The 20,373-nt window shown below is 74.7% G+C and carries 15 protein-coding genes; 9 read left to right on the forward strand and 6 right to left on the reverse strand.

The annotated features are described in order from the left end of the window. Positions 1-105 precede the first annotated feature (105 nt). Positions 106-1,275, reverse strand: coding sequence for a macrolide family glycosyltransferase (locus tag AB0J67_RS14135; RefSeq protein ID WP_363481318.1), 1,170 nt, complete (start codon positions 1,273-1,275; stop codon positions 106-108). Positions 1,276-1,474: 199 nt separating this feature from the next. Beyond that, positions 1,475-1,624 (reverse strand): hypothetical protein, encoded by a 150-nt coding sequence (locus AB0J67_RS14140; RefSeq protein ID WP_363481321.1) that lies wholly within the window; start codon positions 1,622-1,624, stop codon positions 1,475-1,477. A gap of 108 nt (positions 1,625-1,732) precedes the next feature. On the opposite strand from AB0J67_RS14140, the gene AB0J67_RS14145 reads away from it, so the two are divergent. After that, a complete protein-coding gene (locus AB0J67_RS14145; RefSeq protein ID WP_363481324.1) occupies positions 1,733-2,866 on the forward strand; it encodes a serpin family protein in 1,134 nt (377 codons plus the stop codon). A 41-nt stretch (positions 2,867-2,907) separates the two neighbouring features. On the opposite strand, the gene AB0J67_RS14150 is transcribed toward AB0J67_RS14145, so the two are convergent. After that, a complete protein-coding gene (locus AB0J67_RS14150; protein ID WP_363481327.1) occupies positions 2,908-4,197 on the reverse strand; it encodes an aminoglycoside phosphotransferase family protein in 1,290 nt (429 codons plus the stop codon). A 164-nt stretch (positions 4,198-4,361) separates the two neighbouring features. Here AB0J67_RS14150 and AB0J67_RS14155 point away from each other — a divergent pair, with 164 nt between their 5' ends. The 3 genes from AB0J67_RS14155 to AB0J67_RS14165 all read left to right on the forward strand — a co-directional run bounded on the left by AB0J67_RS14155 (position 4,362) and on the right by AB0J67_RS14165 (position 6,646). Beyond that, the gene (locus AB0J67_RS14155; RefSeq protein ID WP_363481330.1) at positions 4,362-4,547 is read left to right on the forward strand and encodes a hypothetical protein; all 186 of its coding nucleotides are present in this window, start codon (positions 4,362-4,364) and stop codon (positions 4,545-4,547) included. Positions 4,548-4,779: 232 nt separating this feature from the next. Next, complete coding sequence (locus tag AB0J67_RS14160) at positions 4,780-5,148, forward strand: hypothetical protein (RefSeq protein ID WP_363481333.1); 369 nt, start codon at positions 4,780-4,782, stop codon at positions 5,146-5,148. 205 nt (positions 5,149-5,353) lie between these two features. After that, complete coding sequence (locus tag AB0J67_RS14165; RefSeq protein ID WP_363481336.1) at positions 5,354-6,646, forward strand: GAF domain-containing protein; 1,293 nt, start codon at positions 5,354-5,356, stop codon at positions 6,644-6,646. A gap of 132 nt (positions 6,647-6,778) precedes the next feature. Here AB0J67_RS14165 and AB0J67_RS14170 read toward each other — a convergent pair whose 3' ends face one another. From AB0J67_RS14170 to AB0J67_RS14180, 3 genes are all read right to left on the reverse strand, one after another. After that, complete coding sequence (locus tag AB0J67_RS14170; RefSeq protein WP_363481339.1) at positions 6,779-7,333, reverse strand: snapalysin family zinc-dependent metalloprotease; 555 nt, start codon at positions 7,331-7,333, stop codon at positions 6,779-6,781. Between the two features lie 65 nt (positions 7,334-7,398). Further along, on the reverse strand, positions 7,399-8,619 hold the full coding sequence (locus tag AB0J67_RS14175) for a DUF6596 domain-containing protein (protein ID WP_363481342.1): 1,221 nt from the start codon (positions 8,617-8,619) through the stop codon (positions 7,399-7,401). After that, a complete protein-coding gene (locus AB0J67_RS14180) occupies positions 8,616-8,948 on the reverse strand; it encodes a YciI family protein (RefSeq protein ID WP_363481345.1) in 333 nt (110 codons plus the stop codon). The genes AB0J67_RS14175 and AB0J67_RS14180 overlap by 4 nt, the downstream gene beginning before the upstream one ends. A gap of 746 nt (positions 8,949-9,694) precedes the next feature. Between AB0J67_RS14180 and AB0J67_RS14185 the strand changes: the two genes are divergently transcribed. The 5 genes from AB0J67_RS14185 to AB0J67_RS14205 all read left to right on the forward strand — a co-directional run bounded on the left by AB0J67_RS14185 (position 9,695) and on the right by AB0J67_RS14205 (position 20,372). Then, positions 9,695-11,755: a BTAD domain-containing putative transcriptional regulator gene (locus AB0J67_RS14185; protein ID WP_363481348.1), complete on the forward strand. Its 2,061-nt coding sequence runs from the start codon at positions 9,695-9,697 to the stop codon at positions 11,753-11,755. Between the two features lie 292 nt (positions 11,756-12,047). Continuing rightward, entirely contained in the window at positions 12,048-13,925 is a 1,878-nt protein-coding gene (locus AB0J67_RS14190) for a non-ribosomal peptide synthetase (protein ID WP_363481351.1), read from the forward strand. A gap of 11 nt (positions 13,926-13,936) precedes the next feature. Continuing rightward, positions 13,937-17,212, forward strand: coding sequence for an amino acid adenylation domain-containing protein (locus AB0J67_RS14195; RefSeq protein WP_363481354.1), 3,276 nt, complete (start codon positions 13,937-13,939; stop codon positions 17,210-17,212). Continuing rightward, the gene (locus tag AB0J67_RS14200; protein WP_363481357.1) at positions 17,209-20,196 is read left to right on the forward strand and encodes a type I polyketide synthase; all 2,988 of its coding nucleotides are present in this window, start codon (positions 17,209-17,211) and stop codon (positions 20,194-20,196) included. Before AB0J67_RS14195 ends, AB0J67_RS14200 begins: the two co-directional genes overlap by 4 nt. Beyond that, positions 20,193-20,372, forward strand: coding sequence for an MbtH family protein (locus tag AB0J67_RS14205; protein ID WP_363481360.1), 180 nt, complete (start codon positions 20,193-20,195; stop codon positions 20,370-20,372). Before AB0J67_RS14200 ends, AB0J67_RS14205 begins: the two co-directional genes overlap by 4 nt. Position 20,373: the final 1 nt, after the last annotated feature.

Consider the following 20,373-nt stretch of genomic DNA (forward strand, 5'->3'; position numbering starts at 1 on the left):
GGCCGGTTCGCCGACGAACCGGCCCACCGCCGCATCAGGCCCGCCCGCCGAAACCCCTTGCCGTCAGCCGGGGCCGCGGGTCGGCGGTCATCGTGCGAGCGCTGATCAGGGCAGCATCGCCTCGATCAGATCGGCGGCACGCCGGGTGCCGCCCTCAGCCCGGACCTCCGCGCGCAGCCGGTCCGCGCGGGTCCGCACCGCCCCGTCGGCCACCAGCTCCAGCAGGTTGGTACGCAGCGTCGCCGCGCTCGCCTCCGCGGTGTCCACCCGCCGGGCCACGCCCAGCTCGACCAGCCGGTCGGCGTTGGCGAACTGGTCCACCGCCTGCGGCACGGCGATCATCGGGGTGCCGGTGTGCAGGCCCTCGCTGCTGCCGCCCATGCCGGCGTGGGTGACGAACGCGTCGGCCTGCTCCAGGATCGCCAGCTGCGGCACCCACGGGTGCACCTCGACGTTGCCCGGCACCGGGCCCAGCTCGGCGGGATCGACCTGCCTGCCGATCTGCAGCACCACGTGCCAGCCCGGCAGGTCCCCGAACGCCGCCAGGCACTGCCGGTAGAACTCCGGCCGGCGCGTGTACGCCGACCCGAGCGACACCAGCAGCACCTTGCCCGCCCCGGCGGGCCGCCGCCAGGCGCCCTGCTCGGCGCGGGGGCCGAAGCACGGCCCGACGAACGTCACCGCCTCCGGGTCGACCCGGTCGGCGTTCGGCTGCATGGCGCGGGGGATCAGCGCCAGCGCCCGCGGCGGTCGGCCCGCGAACAGCTCCGGGTCGGTGGTGCGTGCCCCGCACTCTTGCAGCCACCGGCCGAACCGGGCCCAGTACGCGTCCGCGCCGGGCAGCGCGCGCAGCTGCGCCCCGATCTCCTCGTCGTAGCCGTCCCAGGCGACGTACGTGGGGGACAGCTGCAGCAGCGGGCGCCCCTGCGCCTCGGCCAGGGCACGGGCGGCGTAACCGCCGATGTCGTACAGGTACAGGTCGGCCGGGTCGCGGTCGTAGACGTCGCGCAGCTGCGGCAGGGCCTGCATCGCGTCGTCGAGGAACACGCCCATCGCGGCGATCGGGTCGTCGGGCCAGTCGTGGTCGCTGACCGGCAGCGTGGAGGCGTACGGGACCAGCTCCGCTCCGGCCTCGGTGACCCGCTCGGCCACCGAGGCGTCGTTGGCGTACGTCACCCGGTGGCCGCGGGCGGCCAGCTCACGGATGATCTCGATGCTGGGCAGGATGTGGCTGACGGCCGGGATGCCGACCATCGCGATATGGCGCTTGCGCATGGGAGGTCTCTTTCAGGTCTTCGGCGGACGGGGACACGGCACGCCGGTGCGCCGCCCGGGGGGCGCGCACGCGTGCGTCGGAGCCGGGGACGGCGCCCCGGCCGTGTCAGCCGTAGATCTGCTCGAAGTACACACGGCGACGGTACCGCCCGCCCGCCGCGACCGCGAACCGTTTCGCGGTCGGTCCCGCGCGGGCGCCCTACGTCCCGCAGTTCTTCTCCAGCAGCCGCTGCGGCGTGCGCCCGGTGCGACCGTCGGCCGTGGTCAGCACCACCCACCAGGTGACCGGCCGGGTCGTCGGGAAGGTCACCGCGAGCCGGGCGGTCAGCCCGTCGGCCGACACCGCCATCGCCCGGCGGCGCTCGGTGACCAGCTGCTTGCGGTGCCGAAATGGGACGCCGGGCAGGCGACTCGTTCGATCGGCAGCGGCATTGGCGGCAGGGCGTATGGTGTCGCCGTGATCGAGACGGCGGTGGCGGGCGCGAACGCGCTGACGCGGCGATGGGTGGACACGATCGACGCCGAGGCCTCGGTGGCGGTGTCCGGCGCCGGGGTGTGGCCGCTGCTGGCCTACCTGGCCCCGGCCGCCGACGGCGCCGGCCGCGACGAGCTGACGGCGGCGGCCGGAGTGTCCGCCGACGAGGCGGCCGCGGGCGCTGCGGCACTGGTCGGGCTGCTGGGCTCCGCACCCGGACTGCACGCCGCGATAGGCGCGTGGGTGCACCCGCGGCTGGAGCTGAGGGCGCAGTGGCGCGACAGCCTGCCGGCCGGTGCCGTCGGGGTGCTCGAAGAGCAGGCGGTGCTCGACGCCTGGGTGCGCGAGCAGACCGGCGGGCTGCTCGACCGGATGCCGCTCGAGATCGATTCCGAGACGCTGCTGGTGCTGGCCTCCGCGCTGGTCGCGCGGACCCGGTGGGTCGAACCGTTCGACCACGGCATGCTCATCGTCCGGGACGGACCCTGGTCCGGGCGTCGCCTGGCGGGCCTGCACCGGAGCACCGCCGACCGTGACCAGCTCGCCGTGTACGAGACCCCGGTCGGACCGGTGACCCTGCTGACCGTGGAGGGCACCGACGGCATCGACGTCGACCTCGCCATCGGGCTGCCCGACGCCCCGGCCGCGGTGCCGTCGCGGCGTGGTTCCCAGTTCACGGAAGGCGAGACCGCGCCCGGGGTTAGCGTGGAATTCGACTGGTCGCACGACGACACCCCGGAGCTGATGGTCAGCCTGCCGCGGTTCACCGTGACGTCGTCTCACGACCTGCTCGCCCATCCCGACGTGTTCGGGCTGCGTACCGTGTCCGATCTGAGCCGTCAGCGGCTGCCCGGGGTGAGCGACTTCCCGCTGGGGGTCGGCGCGGCGGCGCAGGACCTGACCGCGTCGTTCACCGCCGAAGGGTTCGAGGCGGCGGTGGTGACCGCGTTGGCGCTGCGGGCCGGTGGCGCGCTGCGGTCGGTGCGTCGGCTACAGGTGGAGCTGGTGCTCGACCGGCCGTTCGGGTTCGTGGCCCGGCACCGCCCGTCGGGCCTGGCGCTCGTCGCGGGATGGGTCGCGCAGGGTGAACCGGTGTCGATGTCGAGAAGCGAGTAGCGGTTCAGGGTGAACGCTGCGCGCCAGCCCGGCGGGCCGGCTCACTGTCGCCAGCCCCAGGTCTGCATGGTGCTGTCCGCTGCCGCGTTCAGCAAGCGCCGCGCCCAGCCGTAGGTCATCGGCAGCCAGTTGAAGTCGTGGTCGCGCCCGACGACGTCGGACAGCTCCACCAGCTTGAGGATCTCGACCACGGCCGCGAGCGGTTTGGCGTGCCGCCATGCCTGCCACAGCACGTCCGGCGCCGTCGAGGCGGCCCACGCCCGGATGAACGCCGTGACACGGCCACGTGCCACGGGCTCCGTAAGGTCCAGCAGCCACGACGCGAGGTCGAACATCGGCTGTGACACCGTCGCGAAGCTCCAGTCGTGCACCAGCACGCCTTCGCCACGCAGCACCACGTTGCCCGGGTGGAAGTCGCGATGGACCAGCGTCTCGGGCAGGCCGACGGCGTCCAGCCGCTCACAGCACTCCGTCAGGAACGGCGCCAGGCTGCGCAGCCGCTCGCGCTCCTGCGGTGCGAGCGCCCGCCGGCGATTGCGGGGTGCCTTGCCCGCCTGCCAGATGTCGTCGCGCGCCAGCAGCTCGGGCACTATCGCGGCCAGCTGCGGGAGGCTGAGCCGGGGGCAGCCGACGGTCCGCAGCTCGGCGGTCCGGGTGACCATCGTCAGCTGCAGGTGGCAGAGCTGCTGCAGGGCGCGCGTCAGCGCCGTCTCCGGGAGCGACCAGCCGTCCACCCCGCCGAAGTCCTGGGCGATCCACCACCGGTCCTGCGGCGAGTGCGCGATGACCTGGGCGAAGTCGCCCACCCCCTGGGCGGCGAGGAAGCGCGTGACGACAGGCTCGTGCGCCAGGTGGGGCAGCACGGCCTTCAGGTAGACGGCGCCCGTGTCGGTTTCGGTCCGCAGGACGGACGACATGCTCCACAGCTTGATCTGCCGGGTGGGCGCCACCCGGGACCGCCCCAGCCGCCCCAGCGTCTCGTCGATGTACCGGTCGGCCCGCTCGAACCAGCCCGGCGTGAACCAGGGCAGGCGGGCGTCGCCCGAACGCATGGCCCACTCCGCCACGGCGGTGCTGTTCCGGCGGACCCCATCGAGCGCGTGCCAGCCGTACCCCGCAGGTGGCGCGGGGTCGGGTGACCGCAGCACGAGGACGGCGGTCGTGAAGTCGAGCGGCTCCAGGAGCCTGGCGACCACTCCGGTCGCTGCTCGAAAGGCGTCGGTCAACCGGTCGTCCATCGGCGGGTGCTCGCCGGGGAACTCCAGCCGGGGAAGCCGCGGAGCGCCGTGCCGCTCGTCGGCCAGGACGAGTCCGGTTGCGGTGTCGAGCACGACAAGCTCGACTTCCACGGAGTCGTCGACCAACTGCCTGCTCCAGATGCGCGTTGACGACCGTGGCCGGTGCCGGCGGCGGGTCCACGGACCCCGTCGCCGAGTCTAATGAGGTTACTGCCGGGGGCCAGCGCAGCGGGAGCGCGACCCGTACCGTGCCCGCTGTGAAGACGACGAACTGGCACTGGAGCGGTCTCGTGGGGGCCGCCGGCCTGATCCTGGGCGTTTACATGCTGTTCTACGCCGTGGAGGAGCACGACGCCGAGTACCTGACCATGGGTGGAGTCTTCGTGATCGGTGGTGCGCTGCTCCGGGTCGAGGCCGCGATCAGGCAGCGCGGCTCCGACTGATCCATCGGTTCTGCGCTGACCCTCCGCCGGAGGTGGGGCGGGGCCGGGGCGGCTCGGGCCGGCAGCAACAGCACGGGCCGTCGGGATGGGCAGGCACCCGTGACCAGGCTCGCCTCATCGTCCTGTCGGCCGCGCGCCGGTAGCCGAACGGCCCAACACCCGCCGAGCAGGGTTTGAAACCGGGCGGGATGGACATGCACTTGTCGCCGGTGCGGGACCTGGAGGGGTGGCGATGAGCGAAGAGCTGATGGTGCGGCTGGTGGTGACGGGCTTCGCGATATCGGTCGTCGTTCGCTGCTGGTTCGCGGCGCGACAGCCTGATCCGGACGTCGCCGCGCGGGCGGCCCGCGTTCGCAGCGCGGCCCGGCGCCGGCGCAGGTCCATGTCCCGGATGATCGCCCTGGGGCGGGCGCGCGCTGCGGCGTACCCGGCTGCGCGCCTGCGGCGTTTCCGGCCGGCGAGCCCGTCCATCGAGCACGTCGGCCGTCGCCTGGCGGCAGGTCTGTCGCGGCGGCAGGCGTTCGCGCCGCTGGGCCGGCGGCAGCCCGCGGTGGGCGGGTTCCCCCGGGGCTCGGCCGCGCGCCTGCGTCCGATCCTGTAACCGCGCTGCTCGTGAAGCGGACGCTGCTCGGCAGCGAACAGGCTCGCCGTCGGGATGTCCGGCGCCTGGACTGCGTCCACGGAAAGTGTGCTGCGGCCGGTGAACGTCATCGGGGTGCCGGGCGGAAGCCGGCCCGTTCCCGCGTACGCTGGCGGCGTCCCTGGCCGGTGAGGCGTATATCCGCAGATGAGAGGCGGGCCACAGCATGACGGCGGTATCGGACCGGCGGCCGGCGGCCGCGGATCCGGCGGTTGCCGGGCAGGCGGCGGAGGAGGATCTGCGGTCGTTGTTCGGGCAGTCCACCGCCGTCTACGCGTCGCTGGCGGGGCCGTCACATGTGGTGCACACGGCGAACCCGGCGTTCCTGGCCACCATCGGCGAGGAGCGAGCCCGGACCGGGGTGCCGATCGCGGAGATGATGCCCGAACTGGCCGATCAGGGCTTCCTCGCCCTGCTGGACCAGGTCTACCGCACCGGCGAGCCCTACACCGGCCGGGACGTGCGGATCGTGCTGAGCCCCGGCCCGCACGCCCGGGAGGCGTTCTTCGACTTCACGTACGAGCCGCGCCGGGACGCCGGCGGCGACGTGACCGGCATCCGGGTGATCGGTGTGGAGACCACCCAGGTCAAGCACGCCCAACGGCTGATGACCGAGCATCGCGCGCTGCTGGAGCAGATCGCCCGGCAGGCGCCCCTGACCGAGGTGCTCGACGGGATGGCCCGCTGCATCGAGAATCTGGCACCGCAGGAGGTGCTGGTCTCCGTCCTGCTCGCCGACCCCGACGGCCGGCACCTGCGCCACGGGGCCGCGCCCAGCCTGCCCGACTTCTACAACCAGGCCATCGACGGCATCGCCACCGGCGAAGGCGTCGGCTCCTGCGGCACCGCCGCCCATCGGCGGCAGCCGGTCATCGTCACCGACATCGCCACCGATCCGTTCTGGGCCGACTTCAGGCACCTGGCCGAGCAGGCCGGCCTGGCCGCCTGCTGGTCCACGCCGATCCTGGCCGTCGACGGCGGCCTGCTGGGCACCTTCGCCATGTACCACCGCACGCCGCGCATCCCGCAGGAGACCGACCTGGCCCTCGCCCGGGTCTTCGCCGGCACGGCGGCGCTGGCCATCGAATGCCACCACAGCGAGCAAGCGCGCCAGGCCGCCGAGGCGCGCGCCAGGGCGGCCCATGACGAGCTGGCCAGGGCGGTACGCGCCGAGCGGGAGCTGCGCGCCGAGGCCGAGCAGCGCGCCGCCGCCGCGGCGGAGCTCGCCGCCCGGATGCGCGCCGCCGCGGCCGCGCAGGCCGCCAAGCCGCATCCCGAACGGTGCCAGCTCGGCGGGTCCCCGGGGTGCACCGCACCGGCCGAGGTCAAGATCGCCGATTCGTGGGGCGACTCCGCCTGGGGGTGCCTGGCCCACGCCGAGGAGGCCATCATCAGCGTGCGGTCGGTGTTCATCGCGAGCGAGGAGCTCGGCGGCCTGGCCGCGTACCTCGACCGCTGACCGTCCGGAGGTGACGGTGAGATCGCTGTTTCCGGTCAGGAAGTGCAGCCGCACTCCACATACTGACCGGAAACAGCGATCTTGGGCGACGCCAGGCGGTGCCTGGCGGCGGCGCCGGGGCGGCGTCGGCCGTCAGGCGCCGTCGTGGCGCCAGCCGGCGGTGACCAGGGCACCGCTCGCGAACAGGTTGTTCACCTTGGTGATCTCCTGCGAGTTGGGGAAGGCGCTGGTGCAGGAGGTTCCGGCGCTGCTGCCGGACATCAGCTCGGAGCAGATGCCGGTCCGCCGGTCGGGCAGGCCGAGGATGTGGCCGAGCTCGTGCGCCGCGATGCGGGTGGGGTTGTGGCCCTGCGCGGTGGCCTGGCGGCCCATGTACACGGTGCCGTTGCCCAGGGAGTTGACGTAGGCGCGCGGCCAGTTGTTGTCGGCGTAGACGCGGATGTTGACCGGGCGGCCGGTGGTCCACCGCTCCAGGCGCACGTTGCTGACCCGGGCGTTCCAGTTGGCCGCGCCCTGGTGTACGACGTTGATGAACTCGGCGGCCTGGCTCGCGTCGTAGTAGAGCACCCGGACGGCGGCGGGCGCGGGGGCCGCGGTGGCGGCGCCGGTGCCGAGCAGCTGGCTGGACAGGGTCATCGCGATCGCGGCAAGGGTGGCCACGGCGATGCGCGTGAGGTGAGATCTCATGCACACACAATGGCGTACACGATGAAGTATTTCAATCTATACATGTAGGTGATGAGTCGCCCGGTTCACGGCCCGGCGAGCTGGTCGCGGCGACGGGTGAGGTACGCCGTCTCGGCGGTGTTGCCCGCCAACTCGATGGCCCGGTCGTACGCCGCCCGCGAGTCCTCGCCGCGGCCCAGCCGGCGCAGCAGGTCGGCGCGGGTGGCGTGGAAGGCGTGGTAGCCCTGCAGCGGCAGGCCGTCGATCTCCGCCAGCGCGACCTGCGGGCCGTCCAGCTCGGCGACCGCGATGGCCCGGTTGAGCCGCACGATCGGCGAGGGGTCGACGCGGAGCAGCTGGTCGTACAGCGCGACGACCTGTGACCAGTCGGTGTCGCGCAGGTCGGGGGCGTCGGTGTGGACGGCGTTGATCGCCGCGAGGATCTGGTAGCGGCCCGGTGCCTGGCCCGACGCGAGCCGGGCGCGGACCAGCGCGTGCCCCTCGGCGATCAGGTCGCGGTCCCAGGCGCCGCGGTCCTGCTCGCCGAGGGCGACCAGCTCACCGCCGGCCGATACCCGAGCGGCCCGGCGGGCCTCGGTCAGCAGCATCAGCGCCAGGAGTCCGGCGGCCTCGCCGTCGGCCGGCATCAGGTCGCGGACCAGCCGGGTCAGCCGGATCGCCTCGGCGGTGAGGTCGGCGCGCACCGCCTCCTTGCCGGGGTCCGAGGCCAGGTAGCCCTCGTTGAAGATCAGATAGAGGACGGCGAGGACTCCGGTGACCCGGGCCGGCAGGTCCTCGCGCAGCGGCACGCCGTAGGGGATCCTCGCCGCCTTGATCTTCGCCTTGGCGCGGGTGATCCGCCGGCTCATGGCGGCCTCCTCGACCAGGAACGCGTGGGCGATCTCGGGCACGGTGAGCCCGCCGACCATCCGCAGGGTCAGCGCGACCCGCGCCTCTATGGCCAGCGCGGGGTGGCAGCAGGTGAACACGAGGCGCAGCCGGTCGTCGTCGATGGCGCCGGGCGGCTCGGGGGCGGCGAACAGCATCAGTGCCTCCCGGTGTTTGTCCTCGCGCTTGACCTCGCGCCGGAGCCGGTCGACGGCCCTGCGGTAGGCGGTGGTGGTCAGCCAGGCGCCGGGGTTCGGTGGGACGCCGTCGACCGGCCAGCGCTCGACCGCGGCCGCGAACGCGTCGGCGGCCGTCTCCTCGGCGACGTCGAGGTCCCCGAGGCGCCTGGCCAGGGTTGCGACCAACCGGGCCCACTCCTGCCGGTGGACCCGGGTGATCGCCTCGCCGACCTCGCTCATTCGCCCAGGAACGGCCGCAGCTCGACCCGGCGGTTGCAGCTGCTCGATCCCTGGGCAGCCAGCCGGAGCGCCACGTCGAGGTGGGGCGCCTCGATGATCCAGAAGCCGACGATGTGCTCCTTGGACTCCAGGTAGGGCCCGTCGGTGAAGACCGGCTCCCCGCCTCGGCCGTCGACGACGGTGGCCGAGCCCGGCGCCGCGAGGCCGCCGGCGAACACCCAGTGGCCGTCGGCCTGGAGCCGCTCGTTGAAGGCGTCGATCGCGGCCATCTCCTCCGCGGTGGCCAGGCTGTCCGAGTCGTGGAGCACGGACATCAGGTACTGCGCCATCGGGATCATCTCCTGTCGTCGGGTGGCCGCCCCTTCGGGCCGCCGTTCACCCCTGCTACGAACGCGGCTGCCCCGATCCGACACGCTGCGCCGAGATTCTTCGCGGATTCTCGTGCGCCGTGCGCCGGGCGGGCACGTTCGGCCGTGCTCTAGGGTAATTATTCCGACACGCATGGTGGCGAACCTTGTGAACCCGGCGGCATGCCATCCGCGTCCAACGTGTGCGTACGAGGGCGATCGAGGCGCGAACGCAGGCTACGGACCTGTTCTTAACAGGGCGTGAAAGTGGCCGTGTGATCTCGTTCATCTCCAACGACCTTGCACGCATGTCCATTTATCAATACCCTTCCCGGGGGCTCAAGGCCGAGACATTCCGGGGGGAATTGTGAATTACTCCGCACTATTGATGATGCAGGCAAATAGGGCGGGAGTCGGCGCGCGGCGACCGCGCGTGCCAGCCGTCGCTGAGGCGGGGCGCTCGCCGACCCTCTAGCAACGCGACACCAACCGACAGAGCAGGGGCAGCCCTCGGCCGTCAGCCGGTGGGACTGCCGCCGCCGCCATGCCCGCAGACCGGCGCGCCCGCCGCGCCCGGTCGGTGTGGCCTGCCATGACATCGCCCGCAACATGCCGCCGCCTACCTGGGCGGCCGGCGGTCCGCTGCCGACCCGCGACAACCGCGGGCCGGGGCACCGCAAGGCATGGGGAGTGACCTGTCCACGAGAGACGTCATTCGGAGAGACGACATGAATCTGAGCGGTTGCACCGCCGCCGGTGATCGCGTGGCCGCCGAGCTGCTGCTGGCCGGTGCGGAACACGTGCCGGGCAGGCAGACCGCCTACGGCGACGAGCTGCCCTCGGCGCCTCAGGCCGCGCTGGCGGCCTACGGCACCGGCGGCCTGGCCGAGGCGGTGGCGTTCCTCGACGCCGCCCGCCACGACGGCCTGCCGAGCCGGGAACGGGTGCTGCTGGCCTGCCTGGCTTCGGTCTGGCACCGGGCGTGGGGCGACCTGGCGCACAGCGCGACCTGGCTGGGGCGCGCGCTGGCCGGGGTGGCCGAGGTGGACACGCCGATCCAGGCCGCCTGCCACCGGGCGATGGCGCTGCACGCCTGCCACGCCGGCGACGACACGCTCGGCGAGGAGCACGCCCGTCTGGCGCGGGAGCTGGCCCCGGAGGACCACACCGGGCTGCTGGAGGTGATGACCACCCTGCGCCGGGCCAGGCAGACGATCCGGCGCGAGCGGTTCGCCGAGGCGGCCGGGGAGGCCGAGCGGGCGGCCGCGCTGTGCCGGCGGGGCGGGTTCGCGGGGCTGGAGCCGTTCGCGCTGAGCGTCGCCGCGGAGGCCAAGGCGCGGGTGGGCCGCCTCGACGACGCCCTCATGGACGCCGTGCGGGCCGCGCGGCTGCGCGACACCGCGGACGTTTCCCACGACGAGGCGTACGCCCAGCTGGTGCTCGGCGCGGTCCATCGGCGGCGGCGGGACATGGTGCAGGCCCGGGCGGCTCTGGAGGCGGCCGCCAAGCAGCTGCCGGCCGGTCCGGCGGCGGTCGCGCTGGACGCGGCGATCCACGCCGAGCTGGCCCGGGTGATCGTCGCCGACGATCCGGCGCTGGCCAAGGAGCACGCACAGCGGGCGGTGACCGGGGCACCGGGGCACGGGCGGGCGGCGGCGCTGCTCAGCCGGGCGTGGGTCTCGCTGATCTGCGGCGACGCCGCAACCGCGCTGGCCGACGGGGAGGAGGCGCGGATCATCGCGGTGCGCGACGAGCAGCCCGCGACCGGTGCGGAGGCCCTGGAGCTGCTGGGTCTGGTCGCCGTCGACCCGAGGGTGGCGGCCGCGCTGTTCCAGAAGTCCCGGCAGGGCTACGGCGCGGTCGGCGACTGGCCGGGTGAGGCGCGGGTGCGGGCGGTGGCGGCCGCGGTGCGCGGCGCGACCGGCGGCAGGTCCGCCCGGTGGGAGGTGGAGACGCTGCGCCAGGGGGTGTCGCTGGCGCCGGGGGTCGCCGACGCGCTGACCGTCGTGGCGCGGCGTACGCCGCCGATCACGGTGCTGTGCCTGGGCGGGTTCCGGGTGCTGCGGGCCGGGTCGGGGATCGCGCCGAACGAGTGGCAGTCCAAGAAGGCCCGTGACCTGCTGAAGATCCTGGTGTCGGCGCGCGGGCGGCCGGTGCCGCGGGCACGGCTGATGGAGCTGCTGTGGCCGGGCCAGTCCCCGGCGGCCGGGGGCAGCCGGCTGTCGGTGCAGCTGTCCACGCTGCGGCGGGTGCTGGACCCGGACCGGCGGATCCGGCACGCGAACGTGATCGAGGCGGACCGTTCCGCCGTCGGGCTGAACCTCGATCTGGTCAATGTGGACGTGGAGCGGTTCCTGATCGCGGCGTCGGACGCGTGCGCGGCGCATCGGCACGGTGATCCGGCCGCCGCCGAGCTGCTGGCCGCGGCCGGGGCGATGTACGTGGGCGAGTTCATGCCCGACGACCCCTACGCGGACTGGACGCAGGAGCTGCGCGACGAGGCGCAGGCGGCGTACGTCAGCGTGCTGCGGGCGCGGGTGGTGCGGTCGAGCGATGTGGACGAGCAGGTGGCGTGCCTGCTGCGGATCCTGCGCTGCGACTCCTACGACGAGGAGGCGCACGTCGAGCTGGTCCGCGTGCTGCAGCGGGTGGGCAGGCACGGTGAGGCGCGCCGCCGCTACCGCAGCTACGCCCGCTGCATGCAGGAGATCGGGGTGGCGCCCGCCGCCCCGCACGAGCTGTCCGACCCGGTGCACGACCCGGTGAGCAGGGGCGGGCACCCGCGCTGATCCGGTAGACGACCGCAGGCCCCGGGGCCGTCGCGGGCAGGTGCAGCACGCACCCGCCCGCGGCGGCCCCGCCGCGTTTGCGGCGTCCGATCGCGACGTCGGAAACCGCGGCGCATCGGCTCGACGAGGCCCTCCCGCCCGTGTGTCGTGTGTCGGACCTCACCTTCCGCACCACCGCTGACCTGGGCCGCTCGCCTGCGCGGGCCGCCGCGCGAAGGGTCTTTGAAGCTCGCCCGAAGGAAACCGGAAAACCCCTCACGAGACTGGCCTTCACATCAGGGGAGGGACGACGGTGAGCATCACGGCAGATGAGCGGCAGCTCGGGCGGGACACGGCGAGCGTGTCGCCGTTCCCGGGCGAGCGCACCGTGCACGGGATCGTGGAGGACTGGGCCGACCGCACGCCGGACGCGCCGGCGCTGCGCTTCGGGCAGGCGGCGCTGACGTACCGGGAGCTGGACGAGCGGGCCAACCGCCTGGCGCACCACCTGCTGGCCCAGGGCGTGGAAGCCGAGGCCCGGGTCGGGCTGTGCACCCGGGACGAGAACTGGATCGTGGGGGCGCTGGCGGCGCTGAAGGCCGGTGCCTGCTTCGTGCCGCTGGACCCGTCGTACCCGGCCGAGCGGCTGGCGTACATGTGCCGCGACGCCGGGGTCGAGCTGGTGCTGCGGGCCGGCGGCCACGGCGCCGAGGTGCCGGGCCGGCACGTGGACCTCGACGCGCTGGACCTGGCCGGGCGGCCGGCCACCCGCCCGGCGGTGCGGGTCGGGCCGCAGTCGCTGGCGTACGTCATGTACACCTCGGGCTCGACCGGCGGGCCGAAGGGCGTCGCGGTCACCCACCGCAACATCGTGCGGCTGGCGTGCAGCGCCGACTCGATCGAGGTGCGCCCATCGGACACCGCCGTGCAGGCGGCCAACATCTCCTTCGACGCGGCGACGCTGGAGACCTGGGGCGCGCTGCTCAACGGCGCCCGCCTGGTCGGGCTGGGCAAGGACGAGGTGCTGGTCGCCGAGCGGCTGCGCGGCGCGCTGACCGCCCACGGCGTGGACGTGCTGTTCCTGCCGACGTCGCTGCTGCGCCAGGTGGCCGCCGAGGACCCGGCGGTGTTCCGCACCGTGCGCAACCTGTCCTTCGGCGGGGAGCAGGCCGACGCGCGTACGGTCGCGAGCCTGGCGGCGCACTGCCCCGACACCGAGCTGGTCAACCTCTACGGCCCGACCGAGATCACCGTGTACGCCACCGCGCACCGGTGCACCGCCGAGACCGGCGCGGACCGGATCGTGCCGATCGGCCGGCCGGCCGCCAACAGCGCCGTGTACCTGCTCGACGAGCAGCTGCGTCCCGTGCCGGACGGCACCGCGGGCGAGATGTTCCTCGGCGGGGCCGGGGTGGCCCGCGGCTACCTGGGCCGGGCCGCGCTGACGGCGCAGAAGTTCGTGCCGGACCCGTTCGCCGCCGAGCCGGGCGCGCGCCTGTACCGCACCGGGGACCTGGCCCGGCGCCGCACCGACGGCGCCCTGGAGTTCCTGGGCCGGGTGGACCGGCAGGTCAAGGTGCGCGGCCACCGGGTCGAACCGGCCGAGATCGAGGACGCCCTGCGGGCGCTGCCCGGCGTGGTCGAGGTCGCGGTGGTGGCCGACCGGGCCGCGCACGGCGACACCCGCCTGCTGGCGTACGTGGTGCTGGACGGCGTCGACACCGCCGCCGTGCGCGCCGGGCTGGCCGGGCGCCTGCCCGCCTACCTGGTGCCCGCGGTGTTCATGGACCTGCCCCGGCTGCCGCTGAACCCCAACGGCAAGGTCGACCTGGCCGCGCTGCCGCTGCCGCCCGCCGAGCACGCGGCGCCGGCGCCCGAGCTGACCGCCGCCGAGCGCACCGTGCTCGACATCTGGCAGGAGTCGCTGGGCCGGGCCGTCGACGGCGCCGACGCGAACTTCTTCGAGCTGGGCGGCAACTCGATCGACGCCGCCCGGGTGCGGTCGCGGCTGTCTGCCGCCTACGGCGTCGACGTCCCGCTGCAGACCCTGTTCGACCACCCGACGGTCGCCGCGCTCGCGGCGGCGGTGGCGGAGCTGACGGCGGCACCGGCCGTCGCGGTCGCGGCGGTGCCGGCCGCCGTGGGCGGCGGACGTGACGTGGCCGATCTGCTGGCCGAGTTCGAGCGCTGAGGAGACCCCCGATGACCGCGCCTGACCTGCTCGACCGCCTGCACGCGCTGCCCGCCGACCGTCGGCGTGCGTTCCTGCGCAGCCTGCGCGCCGCCGCCGACCAGTACGACCTGCACCCGCTCACCGCCGCGCAGCGGCGCATGTGGCTGCACGACCGGCTGTGGCCGGGCAGCCCGATGTGCCACGTGCACTTCCGGTTCACGCTGGCCGGGACGCTGGACGTGGCCGCGCTGGCCGCCGCGTTCGACCGGGTGCTGGCCCGGCACCAGGCGCTGCGCACCGTGTTCGTGGAGATCGACGGCGAGCCGTGGCAGTGGGTGCTGCCGCACGCCCCGGCGGGCAGCCGGCTGCGCGTCGCCGACACCTTCTCCGGCGGCCTGTTCGACCTGGCCGCCGCGCCGCCGGTGCGGGCGACGCTGGTCGCCGACGGCGCCGAGCGGTGGACGCTGCACCTGGAGCTGCACCACATCGTGTGCGACGGCTGGAGCATGGGTCTGCTGTTCGACGACCTGTCGCAGGCCTATGCCGGCGGGGAGCTTCCGGCGGCGCCGCGGCACGTCGACGTCGCCGTCGAGTCCGACGCCGACGAGCTGGTCGACTACTGGCGTGCCCACCTCGACGGCGCCCCGGCGACCGTCGACCTGCCCGCCGACCTGCCCCGGCCGCTGGTGCTGGACGAGTCCGGAGCCGAGCTGACGTTCGCCTGGCCGGCGGCGCTGGCCGAGCAGGTGTCGGCGCTGGCGGCGTCGATCGCGGGCACGCCGTACATGGTGCTGCTGGCGGCCTGGCAGGCGGTGCTGTCGCGCTACGGCGGCCCGGACTTCGTGGTGGCCACGCCCGTGTCGGGCCGCACCACCCTCGCGGCCGAGCAGGCCATGGGCCTGTTCGCGAACACCGTCGCGGTACGCGCGCACGTGCCGGGCGGCACCACGTTCCGGCAGCTGCTGCACCGGGTCCGGGAGACGAGCCTGGCGGCCCTGTCACACCAGCAGCTGCCGTTCGACACGCTGGTGGACCGGCTGCACGCCGCCCGGGATCCCGGCAGCACGCCGGTCGCGCAGGTGATGTTCGCGATGGAGAGCGGCTGGGCCGCCCGGCTGCGGCTGCCCGGCGTCGACGTGCACGGGGCCGAGCTGCCCACCGGCACCGCGATGTTCGACCTGACCCTGACCCTGACGCCCGGCCCGGACGGGATCGCGGGCAAGCTGGAATACCGCACCTCGCTGTTCACTCCCGACACCGCGGCCCGGATCGCCGGCCACGTCCGCGACCTGCTCACGGCCGCGCTGGCCGAGCCGGACCGGGCGGTCGCCGACCTGCCGCTGCTGGACGAGCGGGAGCGGCGGGCGATCGAGAGCTGGTCGGCGACCAGGCCGCCCGCGCCGTGGCGCCCCGTGCTCGACCGGATCGCCGCCATCGACCCCGGCCGGACCGCCGTGGCCTGCGGCGACCGCCGCGTCACGTACGGCGAGCTGCACGTCATGGCCGCGAAGGTGGCCGCGGCGGTGCACGGGACCGGCGGCGGCGCGGAGGCGCCGGTCGCGGTGTGGCTGCGGCCCGGCGCGGAGGCGGTCGCGGCGTTCCTGGGCGTGCTGGCCGCCGGAGCGATGTACGTCCCGATCGACCCCGACCTGCCCGCCGAGCGCATCCGCTACCTGCTGGCCGACTCCGGCGCGGGCCTCGTGCTCGCCGACGGCTCGACCGCGACGTCGGTGCCCGCCGGACCGACGGTGCTGCGGCTGGAAGACCTCGCCGCCGCGCCGCGCCCGCAGCTCAACGCCCACCCCGACGCGGCGCTCCCGCAGCTCACCGCCCACTCCGGCGCGGCGCGTCCGCAGGCCACCTGGCACTCGGAGGCGGCGTTCCCGCAGGTCGCCGTGCACCCCGACCAGGCCGCATACCTGATCTACACCTCCGGCTCCACCGGGCGGCCCAAGGGCGTGGTGAGCACGCACCGTGGGCTGAGCAACCTGGCCGACGCGATCGACGACCTGCTCGGCATCGGGCCGGACGACCGGGTGCTGCAGTTCCACGGCCCCGGCTTCGACGCCGCCGTGTCCGACATGCTCACCGCGCTGTGCGCCGGCGCCGAGCTGCACATCGTGGCCCGCCACGACCGGATGCCCGGCCCCGACCTGGCCCGCACCCTCGCCGAGCGGCGCATCACGATGCTCGACGTGCCGCCGATCGCGCTGCAGGCGATGGACCCGGCGCGGGTGCCCGAGCTGCGGGTGCTGACCGTCGGCGGCGAGAGCTGCCCGGTGGACGTCGCCGCGGCGTGGCAGCACGGGCGCGCCTTCTACAACACGTACGGCCCGACCGAGACGTCGGTGATGGTCACCGGCGGGCGGTACGTCAGCGGCCCGGTCGTCCCGATCGGACGGCCGATGACCGGCGCGAGCATCCACGTGCTCGACGTGCGGCTGCGGCCGGTCCCGATAGGCGTCGCGGGGGAGCTGTTCATCGGCGGGGCGGCCGTGGGCCGCGGCTACCTCGGCCGGCCCGCGCTGACGGCGGCGGCGTTCGTGCCGGACCCGTTCGCGGCCGAGCCGGGTGCGCGCCTGTACCGCACCGGTGACCTGGCGCGATGGCGGGCCGACGGCAGCCTGGACATCCTGGGCCGCCGCGACGGGCAGGTGAAGATCCGGGGCAACCGGGTCGAGCCCGGCGAGGTCGAGGCGCGGCTGCGCGACTGCGCGGGCGTGGCCCGGTGCGCCGTGGTCGTGCGTGAGGACCAGCCGGGCGACAAGCGGCTCGTCGGCTACGTCGTGGCCGAGCGGCCGGGCGGGGTCAGCGCCGACGCGCTACGCGACGCGCTGCTGCGCGACCTGCCCGACTTCATGGTCCCGGCCGCGTTCGTCGAGCTCGCCGACCTGCCGACGACCCCCAACGGCAAGCTCGACCAGCGGGCGCTGCCCGCACCGTCGGCGGCCCGGCCCCAGCTCGGCACGCCCTACCGGGCGCCGCGCGGCACGACCGAGCAGGCCGTCGCCGGGGTGTGGCAGGCCGTGCTGGGCCTGGACCGGGTCGGCGCCGACGACAACTTCTTCGACCTGGGCGGCAACTCGATGCTGCTGGTCCGGGTGCACGTCGGCCTGCGCGACGCGCTCGGCGTGCAGCTCGCCGCGGTCGACCTGTTCCGGTTCCCGACGGTGGCGCGACTGGCGCGGTTCCTCGACGAGGACACCTCGGGCCCGGTGGCGGCACGGCCGGACAGCGCGGCCGGCGGCCGCAGAGCACTGGCGGCCCGCACCCGGCGGGTGCGGGCGGAGATGGGGGAGCGATGAGCGAGGACAGCGGACTGGATCTCGCGGTCGTCGGCCTGGCCGGGCGGTTCCCCGGCGTGGGCGACGTGCCGGGCCTGTGGCGCGACGTGCTGACCGGCCGGCCGGTGTCCACCCGGTTCACGCCGGAGGAGCTGGCCGGGTCGGTGCCCGCCGCGGAGTACGAGCGCCCGGACTACGTGCCGGTGTTCGGGGTGCTGGACGGCGCCGACCGGTTCGACGCCGAGTTCTTCGGCTACTCGCCGCGCGACGCGCGGCTGATCGACCCGCAGCAGCGGCTGTTCCTGGAGTGCGCGTGGGAGGCGCTGGAGTCGGCCGGGCACGTCGCCGACGTCGACGACCTGTCCGTCGGCGTGTACGCGGCCACCGCGCTGAGCGGCTACCTGCTGCACCACCTGCTGCCCGCGGGCGAGGCGGCCGGGTCGGAGTACGAGATGTCGGTGGCCAACGACAAGGACGCCGTGGCCACCCGCGTCGCGTACCACCTCGGTCTGCGCGGCCCGGCCGTGGCCGTGCAGACGGCGTGCTCGTCGTCGCTGGTCGCGGTGCACCTGGCCGGGCAGGGGCTGCTGGCCGGGGAGTGCGACGTCGCGCTGGCCGGGGCGGCGTACCTGCGGCTGCCGCTGCGGGCGGGCTACCGCTACGAGCGCGGCGGCATCATGTCCCGCGACGGGGTGTGCCGGCCGTTCGACACGGCCGCGACCGGCACGGTCGGCGGCAGCGGGGTCGCGGTCGTCGCGCTGCGGCGGCTGGCTGACGCGCTGGCCGACGGCGACACCATCCACGCCGTGATCAAGGGCTCGGCGGTGAACAACGACGGCCGGGCCAAGGTCGGCTACACCGCGCCCAGCGTGGAGGGCCAGGCCGACGTGATCCGGACCGCGCTGCGGGCCGCCGACGTCGACCCGGCGACCATCGGCTACCTGGAGGCGCACGGCACCGGCACCGCGCTGGGCGACCAGGTCGAGCTCGCGGCCCTGCAGGAGGTGTTCGGCACCGGCCGGCGCGCGCTCGGCTCGGTCAAGGCCGTCACCGGGCACCTCGACGTCGCCGCGGGCGTCACCGGCCTGATCAAGGCGTGCCTGGCGGTACGCGACGGCGTGGTGCCGCCCAGCCCGTACTTCACCGATCCCCACCCCGCCCTCGCGGCGAGCGGGACGCTGTACGTCAACACCGAGCCCGAGCCGTGGCCGGTGACGGGCGTGCCGCGCCGGGCCGGGGTCAGCTCGTTCGGCATCGGCGGCACCAACGCCCACGTCGTCGTCGAGCAGCCGCCCGCCGTCGAGGCCGCGCCGCGGGCCCGCGCCGAGCACGTGCTGGTGCTGTCGGCGCGTACGCCGCAGGCGCTGGACACCGCCCGGCAGCGGCTGCGCGACCACCTGGCCGCCACGGACGCGGACCTGGGCGACGTGGCGTACACGCTGCGCCACACCCGGCGGCGGTTCGAGCACCGGCTGGCCGTGGCCTGCCGCGATGTCACGGAGGCCGTCGCCGCGCTGGACAGCCCGTCCACGCTGGACACCGCGTCCGGGGACCTGACCGACGGGACCGTGGCGTTCCTGTTCCCCGGGCAGGGCGCGCAGCACGCCGGGATGGGCGAGCAGCTCTACGGGACCGAGCCGGAGTTCGCCCGGCACCTGGACGAGTGCGCCGACGCCCTCGCGCCGCTGCTCGGGCTGGACCTGCGGCACGTGCTCTACCGCGACCGCGACGACGAGCTGCTGCGCCAGACCCGGATCACCCAGCCCGCGCTGTTCGCGGTGGAGTACGCGCTGGCCCGGCTTTGGATGCACCGCGGCGTGCGGCCCGCCGCGGCCGCCGGGCACAGCATCGGCGAGTACGTCGCGGCGTGCCTGGCCGGGGTGTTCACCCTGCCGGACGCGCTGGCGATCGTGGCCGAACGCGGGCGGCTGATGCAGTCGCTGCCCGCGGGCGCGATGCTGTCGGTGCCGCTGCCCGCCGGACGGCTGGCCGATCGGCTGCCGCGCGGCGTGGAGCTGGCCGCGGCCAACGCGCCGTCGCTGTCGGTGGTCTCCGGGCCGGCCGACGCGATCGACGCGTTCGCGGCGGCGCTGCGCGCCGAGGGCGTGGCGACCCGGCTGCTGCGCACCTCGCACGCGTTCCACTCGGCGATGATGGAGCCGGTGCTGGCCGAGTTCGCCGAGCACGTGGCGCGGTTCCCGGCGCAGGCGCCGCAGCTGCCGGTGCTGTCGAACGTGACCGGCGACTGGCTGTCCGACCACGACGCCGCCGACCCTAAATACTGGGCGCGGCAGCTGCGCGAGCCGGTGCGCTTCGACGACTGCGTACGCCGTCTGCTGGCCGGGCCGCACCTGCTGCTGGAGGTCGGCCCCGGTGCGGCGCTGACCACGCTGGTGCGCCAGCATCCCGGCGCGGAGCCGCGCAGCACCCCGTCGCTGCCCGGCCCGAAGGGACCGGGCGACGACCGGATCGCGCTGGCCGCCGCGGCGGGCCGGATGTGGCTGGCCGGGGTCGACGTCGACACCGACCTCGGCGGTGCGCCGCAGCGCCGCCGCCGGGTGCCGCTGCCGACCTACCCGTTCCGGCGCGACCGCCACTGGGTCGAGGCCGACGGCACGCCGGCCGCCGAAACGGCCCCGGCCGCCACGGCCGCTCCGGTGCCGCGGGGCACCCCGCAGCAGGTCGTCCACCAGATCTGGGCGGACCTGCTCGGCATCCCCGAGATCGGCCCGGATCAGGACTTCTTCAGCCTCGGCGGGCACTCGCTGCTGGGCACGAAGATCGTCGCGCGGATCCGGGAGGCGTTCGACGTCGACCTGCCCATCAGCGCCCTGTTCGAGACACCCACGATCGCCGGCCTCACCGCCGCGGTCACCGACCTGCTCGCCGACCGCCGGGAGCAGACCCCGGACGACCTGGCCGACCTGCTCGCCGAGATCGCGGCGATGTCGCCGGAGCAGGTCGCCCAGGAACTGGACCAGACACAACGGAAGGACCTGCCGTGACCGAGGAGCCGCGCTACCGGGTGGTCGTCAACCACGAGGAGCAGTACTCGATCTGGCCCGCCGACCGGGACGACGCTCCCGGCTGGCGCGACGCCGGATTCCAGGGCACCCAGCCGGAGTGCCTCGACCACATCGACCGCGTGTGGACCGACCTGCGTCCGCTCAGCGTCCGCTGAC

Source organism: Catellatospora sp. NPDC049609, assembly GCF_040675365.1.
Classification (GTDB): domain Bacteria; phylum Actinomycetota; class Actinomycetes; order Mycobacteriales; family Micromonosporaceae; genus Catellatospora.